We start from the raw sequence: 25,333 nt of genomic DNA, 5'->3' as shown, positions 1-25,333 counted from the left end.
TATGCGACAACTATTGTCATCTCTGAGTTATTTCAGTATTTTCTTCGCCCCATTTTTGCTTCCACTCATTGTATGGATTATAGCACAAGATAACTATGTTAGGGGACATGCCAAAAAAGCATTATTCTCACATGTGTTTCCTTTTCTTGCGCTGATTCCCCTGTTAATCTTCATGTTTAACGCGAACCATACCACGTCTATTATCGGCTATGCGATCCTTTTCTTCATTATTTATGTTGCTGTTTTTATCTATAATGTCTTTCAAGGTATTAAGGTCCTCCGCGATGATGCTTAATCCCTTGTTGTAATATAGAAAAGCAGTTGATTCCCTGTAAGTTGTCTCTTATTGTTATTTGTATCTAACAATAGAGTACAACTTTGGAACAACTGCTTTTTTTATTCAACCTAGTTTAAGGCCGTATCATTCATCATGCTTTCGTCTGCTTCCATCAAGTTAAATAAGAAATAAATATAGTAGCGGTACCAAAATAAACAGATAACGAGAACAAGTCATTTAGTGTAGTGATCAGCGGTCCTGAGGCTACAGCAGGGTCTATTTTCAACTTGTACAAAAGGATAGGAATGATGGTTCCCGCCATCGTACCGATAATAATCGTCAGAAGAAGGGAGAATCCAATAACAGCCCCGAGTGCAAAACTCGCCTGCCAAAAACCAGCCACAAGTGCAACACTGACACCGCATATTACCCCAATCATGATACCTACGAGTAATTCACGCCGTAACAGACGGAAAATAGTCTTCCGATTCATTTTCGTTTGGGGGCCAAGCCCCCGAATAACCACTGCTAAGGACTGTGTTCCCGTATTTCCTGTCATCCCTGCAATCATTGGCATAAAGAAAGTTAGAGCTACTACCTTACTAAGCGTCCCCTCAAATATACTGATGATACTGCCCGATAACAAACCAAGAAACAAGAGCATAATGAGCCATGGCAGACGGCGCTTAGCAGCGGTCAATGGGTGCGTGTTATAATCAATCGTCTTGTCGGTCGCTGATAATTTGTTAATATCTTCATTTGCTTCTGCCCGCAATACGTCAAGGACATCGTCAAAAGTAACAACCCCGATTAATTTTCCATTTGCATCTTCAACCGGCATAGACACGAGGTCATACTGTTCAAATAAATGGGCTACTTCCTCCTGATCCATATCTGCTGGAACTTTGACTACATTTTCGCGCATCAAGTCTTCAATCAGATCCGTCGCCTGAGCTAGTACCAAATCTCGGTATGTTGTCAGTCCAATCAATTCTTTCTCTTCATTTAACACGTATAGATCCTGTATATCATTCGTTAGATCCGCAAAATGTTTTACTTTCTCGACCGCTTCACGAACCGTATATTTCGCATAAAACCATACATAACGGTTCGTCATGATGCCCCCGGCCGTCTCTGGACCAAAGTTCATGAGCTCACGGACCGTCTCTCTCTCCGTTACTTCCATTATAGAGAGTAGATATTCTCTCATCTCTTCAGGGATCTCACCTAATAAATCAGCAAGGTCATCGTTATCCATTCGATTTAGGACTTGTGCTGCCTTTTCCTTACCAAGTATGTACAGTGCACTTACTTCAATCATAGGAGAAAGTTCACTCAGCATCCTTGTCAAAGTTTCAATCTCAAGAGCATTCATGAACTGTGGACGATAGACCTCGTTTATCTCTTCATAAACAACAGCAAGATCATATGGTTCCCACTCTTCAAGCTCACTTGCCATCTGATTGATGCGCCCCATATTTATAGCTTCTTCAATGCTTATCGTCAGGGCTTGAAGATCCTCTTCTCTACTGCGTTTGTCTCGTCTTCTCAATATCATCACCTTCTGTCCCTCATGCAAGGTAGTTATTAAATCATACAGACTACAACTGTACACTGCTTTTCTATGAAAATAATACTTTACCCTTATAAACTCTTACCCGAGTTAAGGAATGCAAAACCACCCAAAACAAACATTTCTTCTTATGTTTTTTCCTGAAAATACGTAGTGTATGTAATTGCTCTTTTTTTAAGTAGACAGCCTCCACCCTTTCCTAAGGGAAAGAGTGGAGGCATCTATTGCAGCCCGGGTTATTTGTTCCCGAAGCGCATCGGGTTACGATGTACTTCATGTTGATTGTTCTTCGCAAGTACTTCCTCAGCAAACTCATTATTATCCTTATAACGGTTTCCCTTACTTTTCTTGTACTTTGAAGTCACTTTCAATTCACCTCCCCGGGTTACAGGAGTATTATGTGTAATTGCCGCATTTCATAAACAAAAAGTATTTGCCTTATTTATGGCTAAGAAGTCGATTTTGTAAATCCTGATTCATAGATCCATAACTCAGTAAAGACTGCAGAAACTTCTCTTTTTCCTGCTCAGCCAATACATCTATCCGATTCTCAAATGCAATCTCTGTCGCATCCTCAAAAGCAGTATTCGCATTATCATTATACCAGTCCAGTGTAAGGTCATGATGATTTCTTATGATTCTATGGAGTTCGAGCGATCCATCTACACTGCCTGTTATGTATAACAGTAAGGAGGAATCTCCCATTCTGGCGGGTTCGACTGCAACTTCTACACAAGACAGGCCATCTAGCTCCAGTTCTTTTGTTATCTTAGCATTTTGAATGACGTACATATTCCCCTTCTCCTTTCATTGATGAAAGTCTTGTTTATTCACGAAATCTCGGACGATACCATATTGCGACAAGTGGCTTCGCGTCTCATTCGTTCCTAACCGATATATTTCGTTATACACGTTTTGAAGTGCTTCTTCATATAACACATTAACAGAGGCTTCTTCTGTATCGGGCCACGGAAAAACATATCCGGGAAAGGCCTCTTCTTCTTTTTCCTGCATTAAACTTAGCAACCCTTGCAGATTTTCTGCCTGTTCAGGCGTTGCTTGTATGATCCACTCGTAAGAAGCAGCTCTTTGGTCAGCTAGAACGGATCGTCCCCCTACCGACACGAAATACAGGCTCTTTTGCAATCTTCATCGCTCCTCATGCATCGTATTCACATTTATAGTTTCGGATGAGGACAGACATTTTATGCCTGAATTCGGCATATATTTGTTTTACTGTGAGAATAGAAATGTAAGGTAGGACCGCTCTACACTCATAAAAGACAAACTTCTGTGGAAGAAACGACCAGAAAGGATGAACTCTCATGTGCGGAATTACTGGATTTATACAGTGGAATCATGATCTCACGCAGGACTCTGAACTTCTCGTTCGCATGACGGAAAGTATGTCGAATCGAGGACCTGATGCGGGAGGAACCTGGATCTCTGGACCGTGCGCCTTTGGACATCGAAGACTCAGCGTCATGGACCCTGAGAACGGTGCCCAGCCCATGATTATGAATCATAGTGACAAACAGTATACCCTTGTATACAATGGAGAGCTTTATAATGCGCCGGAGCTAAAAAAAGAATTAGAACAGCGTGGACATCAATTCAAGACCACTTGTGATACAGAAGTGCTTTTAGCGAGTTATGTAGAATGGGGTCCCGGTTGTGTAGACCGGTTTAATGGTATTTTTGCTTTTGTTATATGGGACAGCGGACGTGAACATATTTTTATGGCAAGGGATCGCTTAGGCGTGAAACCACTTTTCTACAGTCATCAAGGAGATACACTCGTATTTGGATCAGAACCAAAAGCCCTGCTGCTGCACCCTGCTGTGGAAGCCGTAGTTGGACCCGAAGGACTTGCTGAAATCTTTATTATCGGTCCTGCTAGAACACCAGGTCATGGTGTATATTCCTCAATGCAAGAACTTCGAGCAGGTCATGCCGCTCTCTTCACTAGAAATGGCCTCCGTACTTACGCTTACTGGAAGCTCGAAAGCAAGCCGCATGAAGATGATGTGGAGGCAACGGCCGCGGAAGTAAGACGCCTGCTTATAGATACGCTTGAGCGTCAGCTTGCTTCGGATGTACCGCTCGGCTCTTTGTTATCAGGTGGACTCGATTCGAGTGCGCTCTCTGCACTTGCCGTTCATTATTATAAAAGAACAGGTCAAGGCAATATCGATACCTTCTCGGTCGATTACGTAGATAATGATAAACATTTTAAAGCCCACGCTTTTCAGCCTAATTCAGATGCCCCTTTTATTCAGCGAATGGTTGACGAACTGAAAACGAACCATCATTTTATCGAATTTGATACAGATGAAGTTGTGGAAGCACTCAATGCAGCTACTTTATCCAGAGATTTGCCGGGGATGACGGATGTGGATTCCTCGCTTTATTTGTTTTGCCGGGAGATTAAGAAAAAAGCAACGGTTGCTATATCCGGTGAGGCTGCAGACGAAGTATTTGGCGGTTACCCGTGGTTCCATCGTGAAGACATGCTGAACTCCGGCACCTTCCCTTGGGCGGTTGCGCCCAAAATGAGAGCAAGTCTCTTATCAGCGGATATCGCCGAGTGGACTCGTCCGCTTGAATACTTACATGATCGCTATTCCGATGCTGTCGCAGAAACGCCGCTTCTAGCAGGAGAAACGGGTAAAGCTGCTCAAATGCGTGTGATGTCGTATCTAAATATTACCCGCTTTATGCCAACGCTGCTCGATCGAAAAGATCGGATGAGTATGGGCGTGGGTCTAGAAGTACGCGTTCCTTACTGTGATCATCGTCTGGTTGAATATGTATTTAATGTTCCTTGGGAGATTAAGATGACCGGGGATCGTGAAAAAGGAATTCTGCGTAAAGCACTCGAAGGCGTTCTGCCGGATGATGTGCTCTACCGTAAAAAAAGTCCATATCCTAAAACCCACAATCCAAACTATTTGGCGGCGGTACGCCAGCAAATGCTAGATGTGCTGGACGATCCTAATTCACCGATACTGCCGCTTATTGATGTGAAGAAAATTAAAGAACTCGCCTCGTCTAAAGATGCGTCTTCAACCTTGCCATGGTTTGGCCAGCTGATGTCTGGTCCTCAGTTATTCGCCTATCTTACGCAAGTAAACTTCTGGCTTAAGACCTATAAAGTCGCAATTCGTTGATTGAAAGACGTAAATATATTATAAAAGAGACCTGCCGCCGGCAGGTCTCTCTTCTCTTCCTGGATCATAATCCTAGGAAGGTGTTTGTGTACTTATCCGTGTTACTAAGCCTTTAACTTTGCTATCAGTTCGCGCAGTGCAGTTCCACGGTGACTAATGGCTTGCTTCTCATCCAAGCTAAGTTCAGCCATCGTCTTGTCATACTCCGGCAAATAAAAGAGCGGATCATATCCAAAGCCGCCTTGTCCAGCACCTTCAGATGTAATAAACCCTTCTACTGAACCGAATGACTCCACCTTGTTTCCCGTTGAAGGATCGTATAGCACTAAGGCACATACAAACCGTGCAGGACTAAGGAGAGGCTGCTCTGTATCTTCACCAAGCTGAAGAGAGCCAAGTGTACTTAGCAGCTTCTCATTATTGTCTGCATCACTCGCATCTACACCGGCATATCTCGCAGAGTATACGCCCGGTGCTCCGTCTAATCGATCCACACATAAGCCCGAATCGTCAGCGAGTACAGGCAGATGCAACGCATCGCCTACAGTTTTTGCTTTCTTAAATGCATTAGCAGCAAACGTCTCTCCGTCTTCCACCACATCAGGCAAGTCCGGATAGTCATACATGCTCTTTACTTCTATACCAAGCGCAGCAAATGCATGGGAGAATTCACGGACTTTCCCTTTATTCTTCGTGGCTACAATAACAATGGGGCTGTAAAGCTGAAACATGGAGAATCAAGCCTCCCCAATTCCGCGTGAACCGATCTTCAATGCAATCGGGCCCAGGGTTTCTTTCTGCAGCTTAATCATCTCAAGCACACCGCGTTCCCCAAGGCTGAGTAATTCGTCCAGTTCCTTACGGCTGAATGGTCTCTCTTCGCCTGTTCCTTGCAGCTCTACAAATTCTCCGCTGCCTGTCATCACGATATTCATATCGACTTTCGCTTTGGAATCTTCTTCATAGTTCAGATCAAGCATAGCTTCCTGTCCAACTACACCGACACTCACCGAAGCAAGATAATCGGTGATCGGGAATACAGGCAAACGATGCTGCTGAGCAATTTTGTCAATCGCAATGGCCATTGCAACAAAGGAACCGGTAATAGAAGTTGTACGTGTTCCTCCATCTGCCTGGATTACATCACAATCAAGGGTAATGGTGCGCTCGCCAAGTGCTTGCAAATCAACTACGGACCGCAATGCGCGTCCGATGAGCCTTTGTATCTCCATGGTACGTCCCGTTAATTTGCCGCGAGCTGCCTCGCGCTGATTCCGGGTTTGTGTTGCCCGAGGAAGCATGGAATATTCAGCTGTCACCCAGCCTTTGCCTTGTCCCTTCATGAAATGCGGTACCTTTTCATCCACAGTTGCTGTACAAATTACTTTGGTGTCCCCCACCTCAATAAATACGGAACCTTCTGCAAATTTGTTGGTACCTGCGGTCATCGTGATCGGCCTAAGCTGTTCACTGGTGCGTCCGTTAGATCTCATCTTTTACTGCCTCCTACGTCTTAAGCGTCCTGTAATTGTCTTTTTTATTCTACCAAAATGGTCCATCAAAAGCATCTTTACAGGTTAAGAATTATTCATTAAATTGGAATTTCATTAATATACTCGGGTTTCGTGACCGGTTCCCCATAATTCTGTTCATCTTCACCCATTACTGTCTGCTGATCATTTAGTGTGATTTTTACTTTTATATCCGGATTCCCTGAGTTATCAGCTACGGTCATTACAACCGATTGTAAGAGCGAAGTTGGGACCGTAACTCCTTCGTCAAAAATATCATCCTGCAGAGCTACGGTCACGATACCATCTTCTCCAGTTACGACCGATTCTAGAAGTGTGCCTGCTGTCAGCACCATATCCAGCTCGCCGCTTCCCGGTCCTTTAATAAGTTCAGTCAGGGCTGATTTGAGGCGATCGTTACTCGGTTCTATTAACCTTGTCACAGGTACATAGTACTCTACTCCGTCTGGAGTTGAGTCAGTAAAATATACCGTAACAGGACTTGAATTTGTGGACAGCGAACTGCCAAGATCAAGATTGATCCCCATCCCACGTGTTAAAGACTGTGCAACTGGTGTTCCGTTCACTGGCATTTCGTTCAGCTTTTTCCCATCCACCCACAGCTGTACGCTCTGCACATCTGGATTTCCCGTCAGTGTCCAAGTGAGTGCTTCAAGAATTTGACGCTCTTCTTCCGGCTTATACTCCGTAAATTTCGAGTTGAATTCAACAACAGCCAGCTTATTATCTGCATCAATACTTACATCCTTAATTTCTGTTCCTTGTGGAAGCACCCCTGTAAATCCTTCCGGCAAATACCCCGAGTAAGCTCCTCCTGTTACGAGTGCGGCGAGTTCTGATTCTGCAAAGGTTAAATCCCCAACAGTAGGAAGTGACATAGTAACAGGAGCAAGGAGCCCATTCTGATCTTTCAAATAAACCGTAGCTTGGGCTGTTTGAAGAATGCCTCCTTTACCCTCGGCTGCCTTGATCATCGCAGATTCAATGATGGAAGGCGGCTCGTCAATCGGCTCAGATGTTTGAGATGGAAATATACCGCATCCTGTAAGTAATACAGGAACCGTAATCAGACCCGCTGCAGATATCATTTTAACCTTGCGCTGGAAACGACTCATATCGATGTCCTCCTAACAATTTTGTACAGATTGTACTACTATGTATACGAGCCCTTGTTTAAAAAATAACTAAATTTTAAAGAAACAGGATAAACTGTGCTTTGACAAAGGAGTGAAGACAATGACACTGGACAACATGCCTTATAGCTTGAACAGCCGAAAGGTAGCCGAGGCAACGAATGAATGGCTGGAGAAACGCGGTGTGAAAGTAGAAGAGATTGCGGAACTTGTCATGCTGTTGCAATCAAAATACTATCCTGAGCTCACCATGGAAGAATGCATTCATAACGTGAAACAAGTGCTCAAGAAACGCGAAGTACAAAATGCAGTGATTACAGGGATCCAGCTAGATATCCTTGCAGAAGAAGGCAAACTTATCTCGCCGCTGCAGGATATGATTAAACATGATGAAGGTCTTTACGGAGTCGATGAGGTGCTCGCATTTTCCATTGTGAACGTATATGGCAGTATTGGATTTACCAATTATGGATATATCGATAAATTAAAGCCGGGGATTTTAGAAAAATTAAACGATAAAAACGATGGTCATATTCACACATTCCTTGACGATATTGTAGGTGCTGTTGCTGCTTCAGCAAGCAGCCGGATTGCTCACCGGAAACAAGCGGAGCGGGAAGAAGAACTCGGCGGATACCCGGTTAGAGACGATATGGAAGAGATCATGGAAATCGAAAAATAAACAGTCATCTATCTATCGCTAAATGAGATTGATAACGTTAATAAAAAAGGACAACCCTATTCTCTAATTAAGGGTTGTCCTTTGTACTAATTACATAAACATACAGCGGATGCTTGCTTCCCTGCTCTGCGATCAGAGTCAGATCAGCTCTTCCCTGACGAACAAGTTCTTGCAGATGAGCTAACGTCTCTGCCATAGCAAAGCGCATTTGATGAATACCAAATTTCTCTCCAAATAAGGCTATGCAAACGTCAAATGCAGTCTGCGGCTGTTCGCCAATCATTCTCTCCATCTCATTCAGCCGTTCTTCGTGGTGAATCTTCAGCGAGCTTACACGCTCACGAAAAGATTTCATCGGATGCCTATGACCTGGAAAAGCTTTGCGCACAGAGAGTGCTCCGAGCTGGTCTAACCCTTGCATAAAATGCAGCAGCGGCTCTGAGTCACTGCCAGGCAGTAAGCTTATATTCGGTGAAATTTGCGGTAAAACCGCATCTCCGCATAGGATCAGTTCTCGGTTCACCTCGTAGAATGACAAATGTCCCGGTGCATGCCCGAAAGTTTCAATGACCTGGAATCTCCGTCCTCCCACTTCAAAGTTGCCTTCTTCTACATACTGGACTATGGGTGAAGGAGTGACCTGTGAATCAAAACTTTCTAGGTGAGGAAGCAGCTGCTCCGCCCACTTCTCTGTCATACCATGGCTGCGAAAATATACGGGCAAAATGTGATTAATCTCCGCCTTTTTTCCCCACATAAATTCCGCTTCCTGATGTGCTCTTTGAGACATCCATACGTTTGCACCTGTCTGTTCCTGCATCCAGCCGGCTAGTCCGTAGTGGTCTGGGTGATGATGCGTCAGTATAATATCTGTAATCTCCTGCGGCGAAATCGATAGGTTATTCCAGACGACGCGCCACTCTTCTTCCGTCTGAATGCTGCGCGGGCCAGGATCCACAATAACAACTCCTGTTTCCCCTCTCCACAGATAACTGTTCACCCATCGTAAGGGGCCGGACATGGAGATTTTAACCTGCGTCAATTGTTCTTCCTCGTGGAATGTCCATTCAGGCAGTTTCATATGATTCCTCTCCTTTCTATATATGACATAAAAAAATGACATAAAAACAAATATCATGATTACGGTCTGTTTCAAACCGATAGGTAAAATCGTATTAAAATGGTATGGGTTATGTATTTGAACCCCTATCCAACTTACTATATAATGTGCGAACAAAGAAAGTTTACCAGAAAAATGAGGCGAGGAGGTACACCTTAATGATCCATATTGGTCTAACGGGCTGGGGCGACCATGATGATCTGTACCTGCCCGGCACGAAATCCAAAGATAAACTGGCCGAATACAGCGCTCATTTTCCCATTGTAGAAGTTGACAGCAGCTTCTATGCTGTTCAGCCGGCAGCGCGCATGGCAAAGTGGACTGAAGATACACAGGAACACTTTTCATTTATTGTCAAAGCGTATCAAGGGATGACAGGCCATCTTCGCGGCAAACCTTACTTTTCAGACACAGAAAGTATGTATGCTGCTTTCAACGAATCTCTTACACCTATGATCGAATGCGGCAAACTAAAAGCTGTGTTATTTCAGTTTCCGCCTTGGTTTGATTGTACGCGGGACAACGTAAATACACTGCGTGAGATCAAGGCACGTATGCAGGGAATTCCTTGTGCACTGGAGTTTCGTCATCGGAGCTGGTTTGAAGGCGACATTCAGGCTAAAACACTTGCTTTCATGCGCCGGGAAGGCTGGATTCACAGTATCTGCGATGAACCGGACGCGGGACAAGGCTCTGTCCCTACGATCCTATCGGCCACAGACGATGACCTGTCCATAATTCGCTTTCATGGTAGGAATGCCGCTGGTTGGCATCAGAGCGGGGCACCAAACTGGCGAGAAGTGAGATATCTTTACCGCTACAACGAAGAGGAACTTACCGATTGGAAGCAGAAACTGGATAAGTTAGCTCGTCAAAGCAAAGAAATCTGCATCGTTTTTAACAACAACTCCGGCGGAGATGCGGCAGCTAATGCAAAACAGCTCATGACCTTATTAGGCATGACTCCTCAGCCTCTAGCTTCTGATCTCGTGAAACAAAAGCAGGAAGAAGAACCCGAGCAGCTTGAACTCTTCTAGCCAGGAGCTAAATACAAAAAGGGCAAGGGACTCCATATGAGCCTCTTACCCTTTTTTAGCATGGGAACGAATCTATGAATTTATCTTTAAGAAGGACGAGGTGAAACCACTGCGGCTTCCGCTACTTCTGCTTTTTTAAGTTCATTTTGTAAACGCAGCGTTTCTACACCTGCTAGAAGCACGATTCCAATTCCATGGGTATCATTCAGGTTCCATCCTAAATCATCTTTATAATAAGCCGCCGTAAAAGAGTATCCGGAGCCGCGACAGACACCGTAAATATTACCTTTCGCATCAATCGCGACACGAGTCAGCCCTCTCCAGCCTTGAAATACTGCATCAATATACGGAGCAGGATCGGTCAACCAGCCGTTACGAACCCCTTTTGCATAAGCATAGATAAACATAGACGTGCAAGAGCTTTCTTCATAACTATCAGGACGGTTTAGTACCTGATGCCACAGACCATTTTCTCCTTGCAGACGAAGATAACCTTCACTCAAATCCCTGTAAAAAGATATCAATTCGGAGCGTTTGGCATGATTTTCAGGAAGAATCTCCAGAAGTTCAGTGAGTGAAAAAAGCACCCATCCATTTCCTCGTCCCCATGGGATTCCCGTTGCGCTGCCTCTAACAAAATCATATACATGAGACATCACTTGCAGTTTCGGAATATAGAGATATTTACGGAACAGCAGAAATTGTTGTACCGCATCCTCTAGATAGGAGGCATCCCCGGTCAGCCGCGCGTAACGGGAGAGAAAAGGAGTGCTCATATACAAATCATCACACCACATGGTCTCCTGACGCATCTCCCCACTGCCTCTTTGACGAAAGAAAGCCCCATCTTCCAAACGTTCTTGCTCCTCTGTAATATAACCAGCAATACGGTCTGCTGTCTCTCTTCCATAAGGAATATCCGCTAGATCCATCGCAGCCATCATCGTTGCTCCAAAAGAACCGCAGTCATCCAAACTATCGATGGCTGACAATTGATTATTAATCCCTGCCGCTCCATACATGGCCCTGTCCCATAACCCGTACTGATCAAAGGTAGTGCTGAGGGAAATATGATCTATGCCGTAGCGAATATAATCTTCTCTTCCAAGCTCCGTTCCCGTATGCAGAAGGCCGAGTAATGTAACCCCTAATGGATAATTCCACTTCCCATAATGTGTGTTTTCGAGATAAGGTCGGATGGTCGTTCTCGGCTGATCCAGCTCATAGTATACGCCTCGTTTGCCATCATCAAATACACGGTGCACTTCCTGAACCTGAGCTGGGGTCAGGTTTGTCCCCGGCTCAAAAGGTCCTAGGTATAAGTAAGGATCGCGGCTGCCCGCTACTGGATAAGGTGAGATCAGTGCTGCCCCGCTCTCCTGCTCGATCTCCTCCAGATGAAATCCCCACCGGGAAACCGACGAATCAAGACAAGCTCCCTTAATGATTAAATGATGAACACCGAACCTGCGCTGAATCGGCAGTGTCAGTTCCCCTTCGGTTGCCTTTGATTCATAGATTATCGCTCCATCTAAGTAAACCGTAATCGGTCCGTCATGTCTGCCCTTCAATAAAAGGGGAGTGCTTCCCGGCTTATTTACAGCAATTGTTGTCCAAGCGTACGCTTCCGCCTGCTCCTCTGTTCCATAGAGCCTTGCGAATACTCCGGAATGATTCTCTAGATCACTCCAGTACTGCCGAGGATACCAGGTAAGTCCTGTTTCTTCTTCGGTCATTCCTTGTCGAGGCAGCTCTGCTGGAGGCTCTTCAAACGCTTCCGAATACAGCCATCCTTCCATTCCGTCCCGGTCATTACTTGGAACAATAAAATGAAGAGGAAAATTCTTAAACGAACCCGTACCAAAGACACCGCCAAACCCGACATCGGTCTTCACAAACTGAAGAATGACATCATTCCAGCCGTACTGAACGGGAATTTGCAGAGCAGTTCGTCTTTCTGGAAATAGTTCTTGATGCAGATCCGAAGTGAAAAATAAGGCTCCGTTCACATAAATCTTCACAGGACTATAACAACTTAAACTCATATTCAGTTTCGTTTCCTGCGGTTGCCCGCTCCACAGCTTTCCCCATACATAAGCATAACTTCCAGTAGTCGCTTCGGGCAGACGTTCACAGAGATCCATCTCATATCTATAATCCGAAAGTCTCTTAAATCCTTCTCTCTGAAAGGCGCGAAATAGAAACGAATGCTTAGGATTATCCCCGATATATCGCTGTGCGATGGTCTCAAGCACATCCGGTATGGAGTCAGGTACACGGCTTGCTATCGCTTCATTAGCATGAAAATATCGAATGAGGACCAGTCCCTTCTGTTCTTAATTTAAAGAGTCCGTCATTACGGCGAACGTTCTAGTAGAACTTCACAAGATCATCAATCTGTACAGGAAGTCCAGTACGAATGGCTTTGTTAGCAGCAATTCCTGTCAAAATAGAACGTGCTCCATCCACATGATTCGCTGCACGATTGAATGGATCATGCACCGGCTCACCAAACAGATCATTTAGAAGAACTGGGTCGCCTCCGCCGTGTCCTCCTTCTCCTTCCTCTACATCAACCAGGTAAGGTGCATCAAACATGGGGAATACTTTGATACTATGTCCTTGCAGCGCCCCTTCGTTTGCTCGGTCTCCGCCTGCATTCACATAGGACTGTTCAACAATATTCATTTCAATCCGTCCCTTACTGCCGTTAAAAGCAATACGGTATCCTTCCCACGGCATATACGCATTCAGTGAATACGTAAGGACTGCACGGTTTTTGTATTTCACAAGGACACCCATGGTGTCTTCGATACTGATCCCGTCTCCAAAAACGTTTTGGTCCCGCTGATATCCATCTTCGTGCTCGGCATCAAGATACATGGCTTTGAGTGATTCATTCTCATCTAGATGGAGTGCAAAAGGATCATCTTTCGCATGTTCATTCCCGGTTGCCCGCTGATAAGGATGGCTTTCTCCGCGATTTTCTGCATTCTCTTTACCGTAGAAGAGTAAATCCCCAAATGCGAAGACGGTCTCTGGCTGAGAGCCAATCCAGAAATTAACCAAGTCAAAGTGATGTGTTGATTTATGTACGAGCAGTCCCCCGCTGTTTCGTTTGTCACGGTGCCATCTGCGGAAATAATCGGCACCATGACGAGTATTCAAAAGCCACTCAAAATGCACGGAATGAACGTCGCCGATCGTTCCGTTCATAATCAGCTCACGAGCTTTCGTATGATGCGGAGCATATCTATAGTTAAACGTCACCCGAACATTTCGTCCGGTTCTTTCTACCGCATCAAGAATCTCCTGACATTTCTCCTCGTCAACTGTCATCGGCTTTTCTGTAATGACATCACAGCCGAGTTCGAGAGCTCGGATAATATAGCGGTGATGCGTTCGGTCGATACTTGTAACAATGATGGTATCCGGCTTTTGCTTTTCAATCATAGTCTCAAATTCAGTATCTTTATAAGTAGGCACCTCAGGGTAATCACATTTCTCCCTTAGCACTTGATTCGCATAATCCATACGTGTCTGGTTGGTATCACAAAATGCGAGAAGTTCAGACTGATCCCGATAATCCTCAGCCAGTGCCGTATAGAAAAATCCTGCTCGTCCTCCCGTACCTACAACCGCATAAGTTTTTTTGCTCATTTTATGTTACCTCCTAAGGTTCCTATTTTGTACTTTTGGATGTTACCTGTGCTTCATTTTGTTTTATTCTCACATCGACTGCGGCATGCTGCTCCTGATCAAAATAAGTACCTTCGAGCAGGCCAATTAGCGTCCCGATAACTTTGACTTCTAGATCATTGTCTCCTTCACGAAGAAGGGAGGTACTGCCCGCCCAGCAGTAAGGAGACCAAGCGCGAATCCCCAGGGATTGTCCATTCACCAGCACTTCGATAACATCTTGCAAACAAAAATCTGTAAAAGAGAGTTCGAACTGACCTGTATCTTGCTCTTGTACAGCCAAGTATTCAAAGGTACGTTTAATACTCATCGTCCCAGCGTAATGCGGGAAGCCTATCATCGGCTCTGGGAGCAGAGCATCAATAGACTCAGGTAATGCCGCCAGTACAGGCCTATCGTCCTCGTAGTAAACACCGAATGAACCAGATAACATGAGCGGATCTACGATACCGTCATCGTCTTTGGTCACTTCCACGCAAACACGTATCTCATTTCGTCCTACCTGAAGGTAGGGAGCAATCTCCGTCCCGATATTGGTATAATCCGTGATCCAGACAGGAGCGAAAGCAGAAGCACTCAGCCGGTGCTGATTGACTTCGATGAAGTAATTCCCCGAGATGGCGCTCCCATCAAAAAATAATAAGCAGTTCTCTTCTTTTCTATGACATATGAACTGAGATTGATAAACAGCATCCAGTGGATAAGCCACTTTGGCTCTCTTTGGTGTACCGAATACTTGATCGAATTGGAGAGGCAGGCCGCTTCCCGCTTCACTCGTAATCTGCTCAATAAATGTTTTCGCCTGTACTTTCAGATCCTGAATATGTACCTGCCCCAGCGAGTCAATAACCGTTAATGAAAAATCACCGATACGCAGTTTATTATCCTGCTCTGGCGTTACCGTCCACCTCCCTGCTATAGGAAGCTTGATTTGATATGGGCTGGGTACTATTTGCGGTTCTCTATCCGTCATCACGTTTGCCGGGACAATGCCAAATAAGAAAATTACCGCTTCATAAGGAGCAAGTGTAACTTCCACTTCTTTATGATGAGTGACAGAGCGTCTTTCACTGGTTTCTCCTGTCCGAAGTGATAAGTTCCGCACGTCCACTTGGATATTATCCATCTCCGCATTAACACCTAATCTGCTAAGCAGTGCCTTCTTATCAATCTGTAACTTGCCTTGCAAAGTTTCTCCTTCCTGATTCGTTAGGAATAAAGCAGCCTCATGCGCTGAGATCATGCGGAACTGCTGAAGGATGTGCAGAGGGTCATTATCAATCCGTAGTACGACAGCATCATCTAGCCATTCATGGAGCTGTGGTAGAAGATACTTTGAAATTTTTTCCTCCATTGCTTCATCTACAGGAAGAGAGCGCAAATTCTTCTTTTTCCCAAGTTCTTCCCAGTCCAAGGCACCCGGACATCCCGGTTCAACGGACTCAACTGGAAGACACCCGGTCGTAATGACTTTTCCACCTGCGCTGACAAAAGCTTGAAGCTGATTCCAAGCAGCAGCCTCCAGATTCAGCATAGGGGGCAGAATCAACACCTCATAGGATGCTTCACCGATTTCGATGTTTCCTTCCCTAATCTGTGCTTCAGCAAGCAGTTCTGGATCAAGATGATCATAGTCACGGCGATATCGAAGCAGCAGATTTGATAGAATCAGCCAGTCTTCCTTGAGCTGATCAAGCTGTGCTTTTTCTTCTTCCTCTTCTCCGCCGTACGCAAATCCATGCAGCGGATTCCCCATCAGAGTCCAAAACGTAGTGGTAGGGTCAAGCAAAGCAATTCGAATATCCGCCTTCCCTTCGCTCATTAGATAACTAATGCGCCCTACATAATCTCCGAGCTCACGGAAATAAGGCCAATAGGGATTTTGTAAAAATTGAGACGGAGGTGCATCATGTTTTGCAAGCCCGCCGATCGTATAAAAAAAAGCATGAAAATTATAAAAATTCGTGCCCATGGCAGCCATTCGGTCGATCATCCATTTTGCATCCTGTAAGGTCATGGACCAGCCTACGCTATGAAAACATTCGATCATATTGCGCGGTCTGCCGAGCTGCCGAGCCAGTGAACTAACCATCTTCGGGTTATCCCGCATATTCAGTCCGTAGCGCTGTAGTATATATTCAAGCGAACGGCCTGTTTTTTCATGTGCAGAGTCACCGCCTGGCAGATGACTGTACAGCTGTGTTGTCATTCGTAGAGACGGAACCTCAGCTGCATATTCGATTTGTGCCTGTTCACAGAAATCATGCGCCTGTTTATGAACTGATTTTCGCAGCAGCAAATGGACGGATTGATAATAGTCATACCGAGTCTGTTTTGCCTTAGGTACATCACTTCGCAGTAAGGCAGGAAGCTGTTCGATAAGATCATAACCTGTTCTTTCCTTGAAAAAAGACGGCAGCTGCGGTGACCATGGAATTCGGCCAAGAGGTGCAATTTCGTCTGTAAACATCCCTTTAATTACGGTTCCGAAATCGTCCCCAAGTTCCTCTTGATACCGCTCATGCGTCAGTTCAATGAATCGTTTCATCGCCTTCTCATTGAGAGGATCTACAAAATTGCCGTAATATTTAAAATCATCAATCTCCTGCTCCATGAAAATAAAGATTTCATATTCTCCTTCAGGCACATCCCATTCCAAACAAAACGCAGTTTCATAAGTGAAAAATCGCTTGCGATTATATGAAGTAAGTCCCGTTTCCTGATATACCTGCTGAAGCTGGATATTTCCGATCTGTTTTCGAAGTTCTATTGCTTGTTCCCACTGATGTGTCCCATCCGCGTTAACCGGCACTGCTTTTGCATAAAGAATCACCGCCCATGGCAAGGTCCATGACACATGATCGCCATGGCTCACCCTGCCTGTGTGATGTAGGAGTGCACGCTGTTTTGCCTCCGGCATTTCAAGGGTCACTTCTCCGCCGGCCATGCCGCTTGGATACGGATATTCGTCGTAAAGCCAAACCTTCATCCCTTTTGCTTTCGCTTCCTTAACAGCCAGCCGTACCTTATGAAACCAAGCCTGTGAGAGATAAGGGACGGTTAGTCCCTGTCTCGCACAGATAAAAAATCCGCCTACGCCCTGTTTTTCCATCTCCGAAATTTGGTGTCTGATCTGCTCATCATCCATCTCACCATTCCAGAACCAGAAAGGATGAGCACGATATTCATTTCCTGGATTCTGAAATGTCCTACTATTCCACATGCTGATAACCTCCCTGAAGCCTTTTATTTCTGCAGTTCGGCGTAAAGTGTATTCATCTCTTCTACATACTCTTTACCTCCGTTTTTCTCCCACAAGGCAAAAGCGTCCTGTAACCCTTTTTCATCAATCTGACCCACGATAAACTTCGTACGCGCATCATTAATGATATTGTCGAGCTGCGGTCCTTTTTGTGCATAGACATCTGAGATCAGCGGTTCACCCGGGTTAGGAATAACGATGGATTCGTTTGCCTTCTGCACTTCCGCTACCTTCTTACGTATTTCTGTCTGTTCTACAGTAAGTCCCCGCGTCTCCGGAATAAACATAAGAATCTGGTTGGTTCCATTCAGATCTCTCATGGCCAGCTTATCTGTAGTAGGAACGATGTAATCCTCCTTTTTCTCATAATGAGTGCCTTCGAGTCCATAGGACATCAGCATTTGCAGCTCCTCATCATTCAAACGGTCAAGGAAAGTAAGCACTTGTTTCAGCTCTTCCTCTGTTTTTACCGCACTTTTAGAGATAGCGATCATCCCGGCATATCCGGAAGTGGGAAGATCACGATGTCCTTCAGGCCCTACCATCGCTTGCAAAACATCTACAGCATCTGTATGATTCGGGTCCTTCTCCAATATTTTTGATTCAATACGCTGCGCATTATCTGCTACATCGACCATGACTCCACCGTTGCCGTTGACCATCAGATCGGACATTTTGGTAGCATCCATTACAGCAAAATCTTTATTAATAAGGCCCTCGCTATACAACTGGCGGAAGAACTTCAAAGCTTCCAGGTATTGAGGTGTCTGATGCGCTGGGATCAGCTTTCCATTCTCTTCTCCCCAGCCATTCGGTGCACCAAACCATACCTGCATGATGTCCCATGGCCCGTTAAATTGACTCGCGATGAGCCCGTACGTATCCTTTTTCCCATTGCCATCTGGATCATTCTCTGTAAACGCCTTCATGACATTGTAGAACTCCTCAATCGTGGTCGGTGCTTTTAGCTTCAGGTTATCCAGCCAGTCTTTCCGAATCGTCACCCCGTTTCTTCCGAGCGCCCGAGCACGGTATATGCCGTAGGTCTTCCCATCAATGGATGCATTGTTTAGTATGATCTCATTCGCACCTGATAGATTTTTATAATCTTTCAAATAAGGACCGAGCTCCCAGAACGCACCACTGCGAGCCGCATTGATAAAGCTTGGCGATTTGCCGAGTACAACCATGAGACTAGGAAGTTTACCTGATGCGAGTGTGATATTGAATTTATCATCATAGGAACTGCTTGGTACCCACTGAAACTCTACTTCTGTGTCCGTAAGTTCTTCGAGTTTCTGTAGAACCGCGTTGTTATCCCCAGGTGTTTCTGCTTGAAAATTTGGAACCATAATACTAATACGACTTTTCGTTCCTGGACTATTTGGGCTTTCGGATTCAACCGTGTTCTCTTTCCCCCCAGGTGAACAAGCGGCAAGTAAGGAAGCAATCAAGAACGCAGTACTCACCATTTTTACTGAATACGCTAACGTGCCTTTGGTTTTTTTCATGAACCTATACCCCCATATATGTTTAGTTTCTTGTTACCCCTTAATGGAACCAAGCAGGACCCCTTTTGCAAAATGCTTCTGCAAGAACGGATACACGATTAAAATTGGAATTGTACCAACCACAATCACCGCCATTTTAATGGCCTGTTCAGGAGGCTGAACAAAATTTTGATCAAGGTTAGCCATGTCTCCCACCGTACCTTGCGATAGAAGTACAATCTGTCTAAGCATGATCTGCAGCGGCCATTTCGCACTGTCTGTTAGATATAAAAGGGCCGAGAAAAAGTTGTTCCAATGACCCACCGCGTAAAATAGAGCAAAGGTGGCAATAACAGGTTTCGATAACGGAAGCACAATTCGCCACAACACGCCAATATCCGTACACCCATCGATTCGAGCCGCCTCTTCTAGTCCTGCGGGAAGTTCTTGAAAAAAGTTTTTGACCACAATCAAGTTAAACGCGCCAATTGCCCCTGGTAGAATTAAAGCCCAGTAGCTGTCGAGCAGACCGAGTCCACGAATGACGAGATAAGTCGGGATCATTCCTCCCCCAAATAACATGGAGAAGATAACTAAGTTCATCACAACATTTCGTCCCCAAAAGTCTTTGCGAGACAGGGGGTACGCCATCGTCAGCGTAAACAACAGATTGACAAAAGTTCCGGAAACCGTAATGAAAATGGAATTCCCAATACTTCTAAAAATGGTGGAGGAAGAGAAAATGTACTGATACGCACTAATCGAAAATTCTTTTGGTATCAGAAAGAAACTTCGGGCCGTAATCTCTGCTTCTGTGGCAAATGAATTCCCGATAATGTAGAGAAACGGCAGTACTGTGACAAGTCCAAACAGTCCCAAGAACACGTAGTTGAACGCATCAAACACACGCCCGCCTGGGGTATTAAACCGTTTGTTCATCTTGCGGACCCCCTACAAAAAATTTAGAATCGGTGCAAGCTAACCAGCCTTCAGACTAGTAGATCCCGGAGTGCCCAAACTTTTTGGCCAGTTTGTTCGCTCCAAGAATCAGGACAATACCGATTAAAGATTTAAACAATCCAACCGCCGTACTGTAGCTGAAAGCTCCCTGTGTAATACCGACTTGATACACATAAGTATCAAATACATCCGCTACATCACGGTTCAAGGAATTGGTCATTAGGTAAATTTGCTCAAAACCGGTGTCCATAAAGTTACCGAGACGAAGAATCAGCAAAATAATAATCGTATTACGTATCGCAGGAAGGGTAATATGCCATATTCTTCGCATCCGTCCTGCCCCGTCTACAATAGCAGCTTCATATTGTTCCATATCTACCCCGGCAAGTGCGGCCAGGAATATGATGGTGCCCCATCCCACTTCTTTCCAAAGCATTTGGATAATGATCAGAGGCCGAAAAGAATCTGGATTTGACAGCACATCAACCGGCCTTCCCGTGACTTGGGCGATCAGTTCGTACAGAACACCGCCATTGGGTGTAAGAAACACATACGTAATACTTGCGATAATAACCATGGATACAAAGTGAGGTACGTAAACAAGCGTCTGAATGGTTCTTTTAAACCATGATTTTGTAACTTCATTAAGAAGTAAGGCGACTAGGATCGGTGCGGGAAAGAAGAAGATCAAATCATATACAGCAAGAATCAAAGTGTTTCGGAGCAGCCTGAAGAAGTCCGGATTCTGAAAAAAGGTAGTAAAATTATCAAACCCTACCCACTGACTGTCACGAATTCCAAGAAAGGGCTGATAGTCTTGAAATGCAATGACAACCCCCCACATCGGTGCATATTTAAAGATAAGAAAATAAAGCAGTCCAGGAGCTAAGAGGACATAAAGCCACTTGTTTCGTTTTAATTGAGCAAGCCATCTTTTTCTAGCTTTTTGTTTCGCTTCAGCCTTGGTCATTCTGTTTGGTGTATACGGCTGTAATGCGGCAGAATCCGGTGAACCACCAGGGAAATGTTGATTCATGAGCGATCTCCTTTCTTTGGCGAAAGAAACCAGAATATTTTGTAAGCGTTAACAATTGAATGACTTTACTTTACATACCGCTGTCCATTTCCGGCAACTGACCATTTTTGTATATAGATGAAATCGCTCAAAAAGCCTGGTGGAGCAAGGAAAAATTGCATCCTTTTCCGTTTGCATTTTGTCTTCCATATCACTTTTTTGCACTCATTTCTTTTTTTGTGTTGCCTATAAAAAACGAATTAACGGTTCCACTGTTCACGGTATTGCCCTGGGGTCAACCCTTCTTGTTTCTTGAAGATCCGATTAAAGTAGCTGTGCTGATAACCTACCTGATCTGCAATTTCGTTTATTTTCAAATCGGATTCTCGCAGTAAACGTTTTGCCTTGTCCATACGCCGAAAGGTGACATAATCAATAAAATTGATTCCTGCAACTTGTTTAAAAGCTTTACTAAGTGCATAAGGAGTCATATCTTCCAGATCGGCACAAGCCTCTAGCGATATATCCGTCATGTACTGCTGATCGATGCGTTCCATGGTGCGTTCAACTGCGGGTTTCAGCCCTGAATGTGATCTTTCTTCCATAAAGGTAATAAAAGGAGTAATCACTTCCGATTTCAGCCAAGCCTCTATTTGCAAGGGTTCTCTCAGCTGGGCAAGCTCATCATACAAATTACGGCCACTAAATAGTTCATAGGGAGGAATTCCAGACTGCAGCATCATATACTGCATGCTTGCTAGCAGTTGAAGCATCATCTGCTGCAGCTGATAGATCTTACATTGACGCTGTGTGACTTGTTTTACAAACTCACGGAGCAGATCTCTTGCCTCTTCTTCTTTTCCCGTTCGAATGGCATGAATCAGGTCTCGTTCAATAAGAAACGGATAGCTCGAATGTTCTATATCGTGTGCGAGTGTCAAATGATCCAAATCCAGGAGCTGGTTAAGTTCTTCAATGCTATGGAATGCTTCTGCTTGCTCAAGTTCCATAAATAGGGAGGGTATATCACGAACAGAACTCGTAGGTCTACCCACCATAATGGTCACATTCATTTTCATAATTTGGTTAATGACCACCATCAATTCTTCGGACCACTCAAGTACAGATGATTTTAGTTTCTCTTCTTCACCGGTTAAAAGGATCGCAGCAGACAGATCGTGGAAATTCAGCACACAAGCTTGCTCAAAACGCTGCTCTGCGAATTCCTCAATAATATTCACTACTGTCAAAGTAACAAGGCCTCTATCCTGCTCAAGAAAACGTCCGCTCAGCTTGGAGTATCCTGTAAGTTGCAGTCTGACGAGTAAAAATTGCTGATCCCGCACCCGAAATCCAAGATCCTCTAGTCTTTGCCTTAGATCCTCTTCGGAATGAGCAGACTGATGCCCTTGAATGAGCTGCATGATATATCCATTCCGCAGCTGCGGCAACTGAAGTTCAAGCCTTTTCCGAACGGTACTTCGCTCCATGACAAGTTCATTCCACTGTGCTTCAAGCAGTTCGAATTCATCCACGTTAACCGCAGACACAACAGGGCTGTTACCCGTATTACCGGCTGATTCAGCAGAAAGCAATCTCAATAATCGTTCAATCGGTGTATAGATGCGGCGAGATACCAGCCAGGATAATAGAATCGCAAGCAGGAGTCCTGCCGTACTCATCAGTACAATTCCTTTGGACACCGATAACAAAGGGGCAGTTATGTCGGTAATTGGCGCTGCTGAAACATAGAACCAGTTCGAATCAATCCGATTCATTTTTCCATAGGACACAGAGTAAGAGATCCCTTCAAACGTATATAGTAATGAACCCTTGTCTCGAGACAGGTCCACCTTTTGTCTAATTTTTTCATTTAATTGTTTAGAGGAGCTGCCCTCATGGTCTCCACCGGACAGGAGTATATTTCCTTTTTGGTCCATTAAAAAAGTGGAACCTTGATCATAAGGGGTAAGCGTTTTCAGTAGATTTGTCACTTTTTTGTTATCCAGCTTAACGATGAGGGCTCCGAAAGGGCTGAGACTCCCCCCTGGTATTTTATGAACCAAGACTAATGCTTCTCCTGGATCTGTATGAAGCAAATGGGCTGAGTTGTCTTCCGCACTCTTTGTTTCCCGCTCCGCCAGCGGCTGTCCTGGAATTCGATCTGTCCAGTATATATGGCTCCCATCTCTAAGATACTCATTATAGGAATCAATCTGCGATAGATCGGTCAGCTCGCTATAAGAACGATTGAACAAGATCGGCCGAGGTTCATTTAGGTACAACTCTACTTTTTGAATAAGTGGATTAGAACCTTGCAATACGTATAGTGTTTTCATGATATCTACTGTCTCTGTAAACTGATAGACATAATCCATTTCTTTCAGTTCTTCCCCAAACCGAGGTTCAAACGCCCAATGAGATAAGCTGAGTTCCATATAACTGAACTGATCGGCAAGATTCTCAGCTCGGTTCATAATCTGATTCTGATGGAGCCTGTTAAATTCTTTTTCCATCTGCCCGATGACAAGCCAGTACATCGTCATACCTGTAATGAGCCCTGGAATACTTGCGATCAGCAGAATCGTAATTAAACTTTTACGATAAAAACGTCCCTTGCGGGAACTTCCTTTTATAAAACCAAACGGTTTTAACTTCTTCTTACGAGCTGGATGAAGACGAGGAATCATCGTTAAGTTCACCTGCCTATTTTCTTGAAGTCGCATTCATCATTATATTCATAAAAAAGCACATATTTTTGATCTAGATGAGTATTTAAGTTCTATAAGGTTTAACATGAGAATGAAATGGTTAATATATTTGTTTCGCCCTGTATTATCCTTAATCCTTCAAAAATGGATTATTATGTAGTTTAATCACTCCATATTTCGTATTCCTCAAAAAAGAGTGTAAAATAATAAGGAATCGTTGAAGACGTTATTTGAGGAGGATCTTTACACTATGAGTATTGATTACAAGGCTTATTTTGAAGACAATCGTGAACAACATCTGAATGAGTTACAAGAATGGTTATCCATCCCAAGTATCTCTGCCTTATCTGAACATAAAGGTGATGTCCATAAAGCAGCGGAATGGCTTGCAGCTAAACTGACAGAAGCGGGTCTTGAGCATGTAGAAATCCATGAAACCAAAGGTCATCCCTTGATTACAGCAGATTATCTGCATGCGGAAGGAAAACCTACCGTTCTGGTCTACGGTCACTACGACGTGCAACCGGTTGATCCGCTACATTTATGGGAGACACCTCCTTTTGAGCCTTCCATTCGTGACGGGAAATTGTATGCCCGCGGTGCAACCGACGATAAAGGACAACTGTTCTTGCATGTTAAGGCTGTTGAAGCGATTTTGAAACAAGAGAAGGAACTACCTGTTAACATCAAATTCTGTATTGAAGGTGAAGAAGAAGTATCCAGTCCAAACCTTCCGCTCTTCCTCGAAGAAAACAAGGAAAAGCTTGCAGCTGATGTCGTTCTCGTCTCAGACACATCCTTGCTTGCTCCCGGAAAACCAGCCATCTCTACAGGCCTACGTGGACTTTGCTCCCTTGAGCTTTCTTTGAATACAGCGAATACAGACCTGCATTCCGGTTCTTACGGAGGCGGCGTACCTAATGCACTTCATGCGATGGTTGAATTACTGTCTACCTTGCATGATAAACAAGGACGAGTAAGTGTAGAAGGTTTCTATAATGGAGTACAAGAATTGTCTCCGGAAATGCGTGAAGAATTTGCTAAACAGCAATTTGACGAAGAGAAACTGAAACAAGATCTCGGTCTTGATGCGCTTTATGGCGAAGAAGGTTATTCTTTCGTGGAACGAATCGGTGCACGTCCAACGCTTGAACTTAACGGTGTATACGGCGGATTCCAAGGAGAAGGAACGAAGACGGTTATCCCTAAAGAGGCACACGCCAAGATTACTTGCCGGCTTGTAGCAGATCAGGATCCACAAGCTTGCCTCGATGCAATTGAAGCACATCTAAATGCTCATACTCCGGTAGGTGCAAAACTAACTATTTCACCAAAAGAGAAAGCATATGCTTTTAATATCGATCCGTCCCATCCGATGCTGCAAAAAGCAGCAGATGCGTACGAAACCGTATATGGTACACGTGCACTGTTTACTAAAGATGGCGGCTCAATCCCTATCGTTGAAAAACTGTCCAGCACACTGAATGCACCTACAGTAATGATGGGCTTCGGCTTGCCAGATGAAAATCTGCATGCACCAAATGAGCATTTCAACTTGGAGAATTTTGATAAAGGTCTGCTGACCATTGTTGAATATCTGAAGCGTGTTTAAAAGTAAATCGAGTAGGAGGCTACCCATTAGAAGAGTAGCCGACCTCTCACACCACCGTAC

Annotated in this window: 20 protein-coding genes; 5 read left to right on the top strand and 15 right to left on the bottom strand. The window is 44.5% G+C overall.

Annotated features, from left to right (window positions below; genetic code table 11):
* Window position 1 precedes the first annotated feature (1 nt).
* Window positions 2-295: a magnetosome magnetite crystal formation protein family gene (locus GQY27_RS16345; RefSeq protein ID WP_160036328.1), complete on the top strand. Its 294-nt coding sequence runs from the start codon at window positions 2-4 to the stop codon at window positions 293-295.
* A 154-nt stretch (window positions 296-449) separates the two neighbouring features.
* On the opposite strand, the gene mgtE is transcribed toward GQY27_RS16345, so the two are convergent.
* The 4 genes from mgtE to GQY27_RS16330 all read right to left on the bottom strand — a co-directional run bounded on the left by mgtE (window position 450) and on the right by GQY27_RS16330 (window position 2,996).
* Window positions 450-1,835 carry a magnesium transporter gene (gene mgtE, locus GQY27_RS16340; protein ID WP_160036373.1) on the bottom strand — a complete coding sequence of 462 codons (1,386 nt, stop codon included), beginning with the start codon at window positions 1,833-1,835 and terminating at the stop codon, window positions 450-452.
* 251 nt (window positions 1,836-2,086) lie between these two features.
* Window positions 2,087-2,215 (bottom strand): hypothetical protein, encoded by a 129-nt coding sequence (locus GQY27_RS21930; protein WP_263621324.1) that lies wholly within the window; start codon window positions 2,213-2,215, stop codon window positions 2,087-2,089.
* Window positions 2,216-2,288: 73 nt separating this feature from the next.
* Window positions 2,289-2,642, bottom strand: a complete 354-nt coding sequence (locus GQY27_RS16335) for a hypothetical protein (protein WP_160036327.1) — start codon at window positions 2,640-2,642, stop codon at window positions 2,289-2,291.
* Window positions 2,643-2,657: 15 nt separating this feature from the next.
* Window positions 2,658-2,996: a hypothetical protein gene (locus GQY27_RS16330; protein WP_160036326.1), complete on the bottom strand. Its 339-nt coding sequence runs from the start codon at window positions 2,994-2,996 to the stop codon at window positions 2,658-2,660.
* A gap of 179 nt (window positions 2,997-3,175) precedes the next feature.
* On the opposite strand from GQY27_RS16330, the gene asnB reads away from it, so the two are divergent.
* Complete coding sequence (asnB, locus tag GQY27_RS16325; protein WP_160036325.1) at window positions 3,176-5,020, top strand: asparagine synthase (glutamine-hydrolyzing); 1,845 nt, start codon at window positions 3,176-3,178, stop codon at window positions 5,018-5,020.
* Between the two features lie 104 nt (window positions 5,021-5,124).
* Here the strand turns inward: asnB and GQY27_RS16320 are convergent, their stop codons facing one another.
* From GQY27_RS16320 to GQY27_RS16310, 3 genes are all read right to left on the bottom strand, one after another.
* Entirely contained in the window at window positions 5,125-5,751 is a 627-nt protein-coding gene (locus GQY27_RS16320) for an XTP/dITP diphosphatase (RefSeq protein WP_160036324.1), read from the bottom strand.
* Between the two features lie 6 nt (window positions 5,752-5,757).
* A complete protein-coding gene (gene rph, locus GQY27_RS16315; RefSeq protein ID WP_160036323.1) occupies window positions 5,758-6,513 on the bottom strand; it encodes a ribonuclease PH in 756 nt (251 codons plus the stop codon).
* 98 nt (window positions 6,514-6,611) lie between these two features.
* A complete protein-coding gene (locus GQY27_RS16310; RefSeq protein ID WP_160036322.1) occupies window positions 6,612-7,667 on the bottom strand; it encodes a GerMN domain-containing protein in 1,056 nt (351 codons plus the stop codon).
* Window positions 7,668-7,788: 121 nt separating this feature from the next.
* Between GQY27_RS16310 and GQY27_RS16305 the strand changes: the two genes are divergently transcribed.
* Window positions 7,789-8,367, top strand: coding sequence for a phosphatidylglycerophosphatase A family protein (locus tag GQY27_RS16305; RefSeq protein ID WP_160036321.1), 579 nt, complete (start codon window positions 7,789-7,791; stop codon window positions 8,365-8,367).
* Window positions 8,368-8,434: 67 nt separating this feature from the next.
* Here GQY27_RS16305 and GQY27_RS16300 read toward each other — a convergent pair whose 3' ends face one another.
* The gene (locus GQY27_RS16300) at window positions 8,435-9,448 is read right to left on the bottom strand and encodes an MBL fold metallo-hydrolase (RefSeq protein WP_160036320.1); all 1,014 of its coding nucleotides are present in this window, start codon (window positions 9,446-9,448) and stop codon (window positions 8,435-8,437) included.
* Window positions 9,449-9,645: 197 nt separating this feature from the next.
* On the opposite strand from GQY27_RS16300, the gene GQY27_RS16295 reads away from it, so the two are divergent.
* Window positions 9,646-10,524: a DUF72 domain-containing protein gene (locus tag GQY27_RS16295; RefSeq protein WP_160036319.1), complete on the top strand. Its 879-nt coding sequence runs from the start codon at window positions 9,646-9,648 to the stop codon at window positions 10,522-10,524.
* Between the two features lie 86 nt (window positions 10,525-10,610).
* Here GQY27_RS16295 and GQY27_RS16290 read toward each other — a convergent pair whose 3' ends face one another.
* The 7 genes from GQY27_RS16290 to GQY27_RS16260 all read right to left on the bottom strand — a co-directional run bounded on the left by GQY27_RS16290 (window position 10,611) and on the right by GQY27_RS16260 (window position 23,640).
* Window positions 10,611-12,668 carry a glycoside hydrolase family 88/105 protein gene (locus tag GQY27_RS16290; RefSeq protein ID WP_236570633.1) on the bottom strand — a complete coding sequence of 686 codons (2,058 nt, stop codon included), beginning with the start codon at window positions 12,666-12,668 and terminating at the stop codon, window positions 10,611-10,613.
* A 226-nt stretch (window positions 12,669-12,894) separates the two neighbouring features.
* The gene (locus GQY27_RS16285; protein WP_160036318.1) at window positions 12,895-14,184 is read right to left on the bottom strand and encodes a Gfo/Idh/MocA family oxidoreductase; all 1,290 of its coding nucleotides are present in this window, start codon (window positions 14,182-14,184) and stop codon (window positions 12,895-12,897) included.
* Window positions 14,185-14,206: 22 nt separating this feature from the next.
* Window positions 14,207-17,446, bottom strand: a complete 3,240-nt coding sequence (locus GQY27_RS16280; RefSeq protein WP_160036317.1) for a glycosyl hydrolase — start codon at window positions 17,444-17,446, stop codon at window positions 14,207-14,209.
* 23 nt (window positions 17,447-17,469) lie between these two features.
* Window positions 17,470-18,996 (bottom strand): extracellular solute-binding protein, encoded by a 1,527-nt coding sequence (locus tag GQY27_RS16275; protein WP_160036316.1) that lies wholly within the window; start codon window positions 18,994-18,996, stop codon window positions 17,470-17,472.
* Window positions 18,997-19,029: 33 nt separating this feature from the next.
* Window positions 19,030-19,914 carry a carbohydrate ABC transporter permease gene (locus GQY27_RS16270; protein WP_160036315.1) on the bottom strand — a complete coding sequence of 295 codons (885 nt, stop codon included), beginning with the start codon at window positions 19,912-19,914 and terminating at the stop codon, window positions 19,030-19,032.
* Between the two features lie 55 nt (window positions 19,915-19,969).
* Window positions 19,970-20,905, bottom strand: a complete 936-nt coding sequence (locus tag GQY27_RS16265) for an ABC transporter permease (RefSeq protein WP_160036371.1) — start codon at window positions 20,903-20,905, stop codon at window positions 19,970-19,972.
* Window positions 20,906-21,210: 305 nt separating this feature from the next.
* Window positions 21,211-23,640, bottom strand: a complete 2,430-nt coding sequence (locus tag GQY27_RS16260; protein ID WP_160036314.1) for a helix-turn-helix domain-containing protein — start codon at window positions 23,638-23,640, stop codon at window positions 21,211-21,213.
* Between the two features lie 277 nt (window positions 23,641-23,917).
* On the opposite strand from GQY27_RS16260, the gene GQY27_RS16255 reads away from it, so the two are divergent.
* A complete protein-coding gene (locus GQY27_RS16255) occupies window positions 23,918-25,273 on the top strand; it encodes a dipeptidase (RefSeq protein WP_201450745.1) in 1,356 nt (451 codons plus the stop codon).
* The last annotated feature ends 60 nt before the right edge of the window (window positions 25,274-25,333 follow it).

Origin of the sequence: Paenibacillus sp. An7 (assembly GCF_009870785.1) — a bacterium.
In the GTDB taxonomy this organism is placed as follows: domain Bacteria; phylum Bacillota; class Bacilli; order Paenibacillales; family Paenibacillaceae; genus Paenibacillus.
The sequence above is the reverse complement of the archived record's forward strand: the minus strand, read 5'-3'. Positions and strand labels throughout refer to the sequence as shown.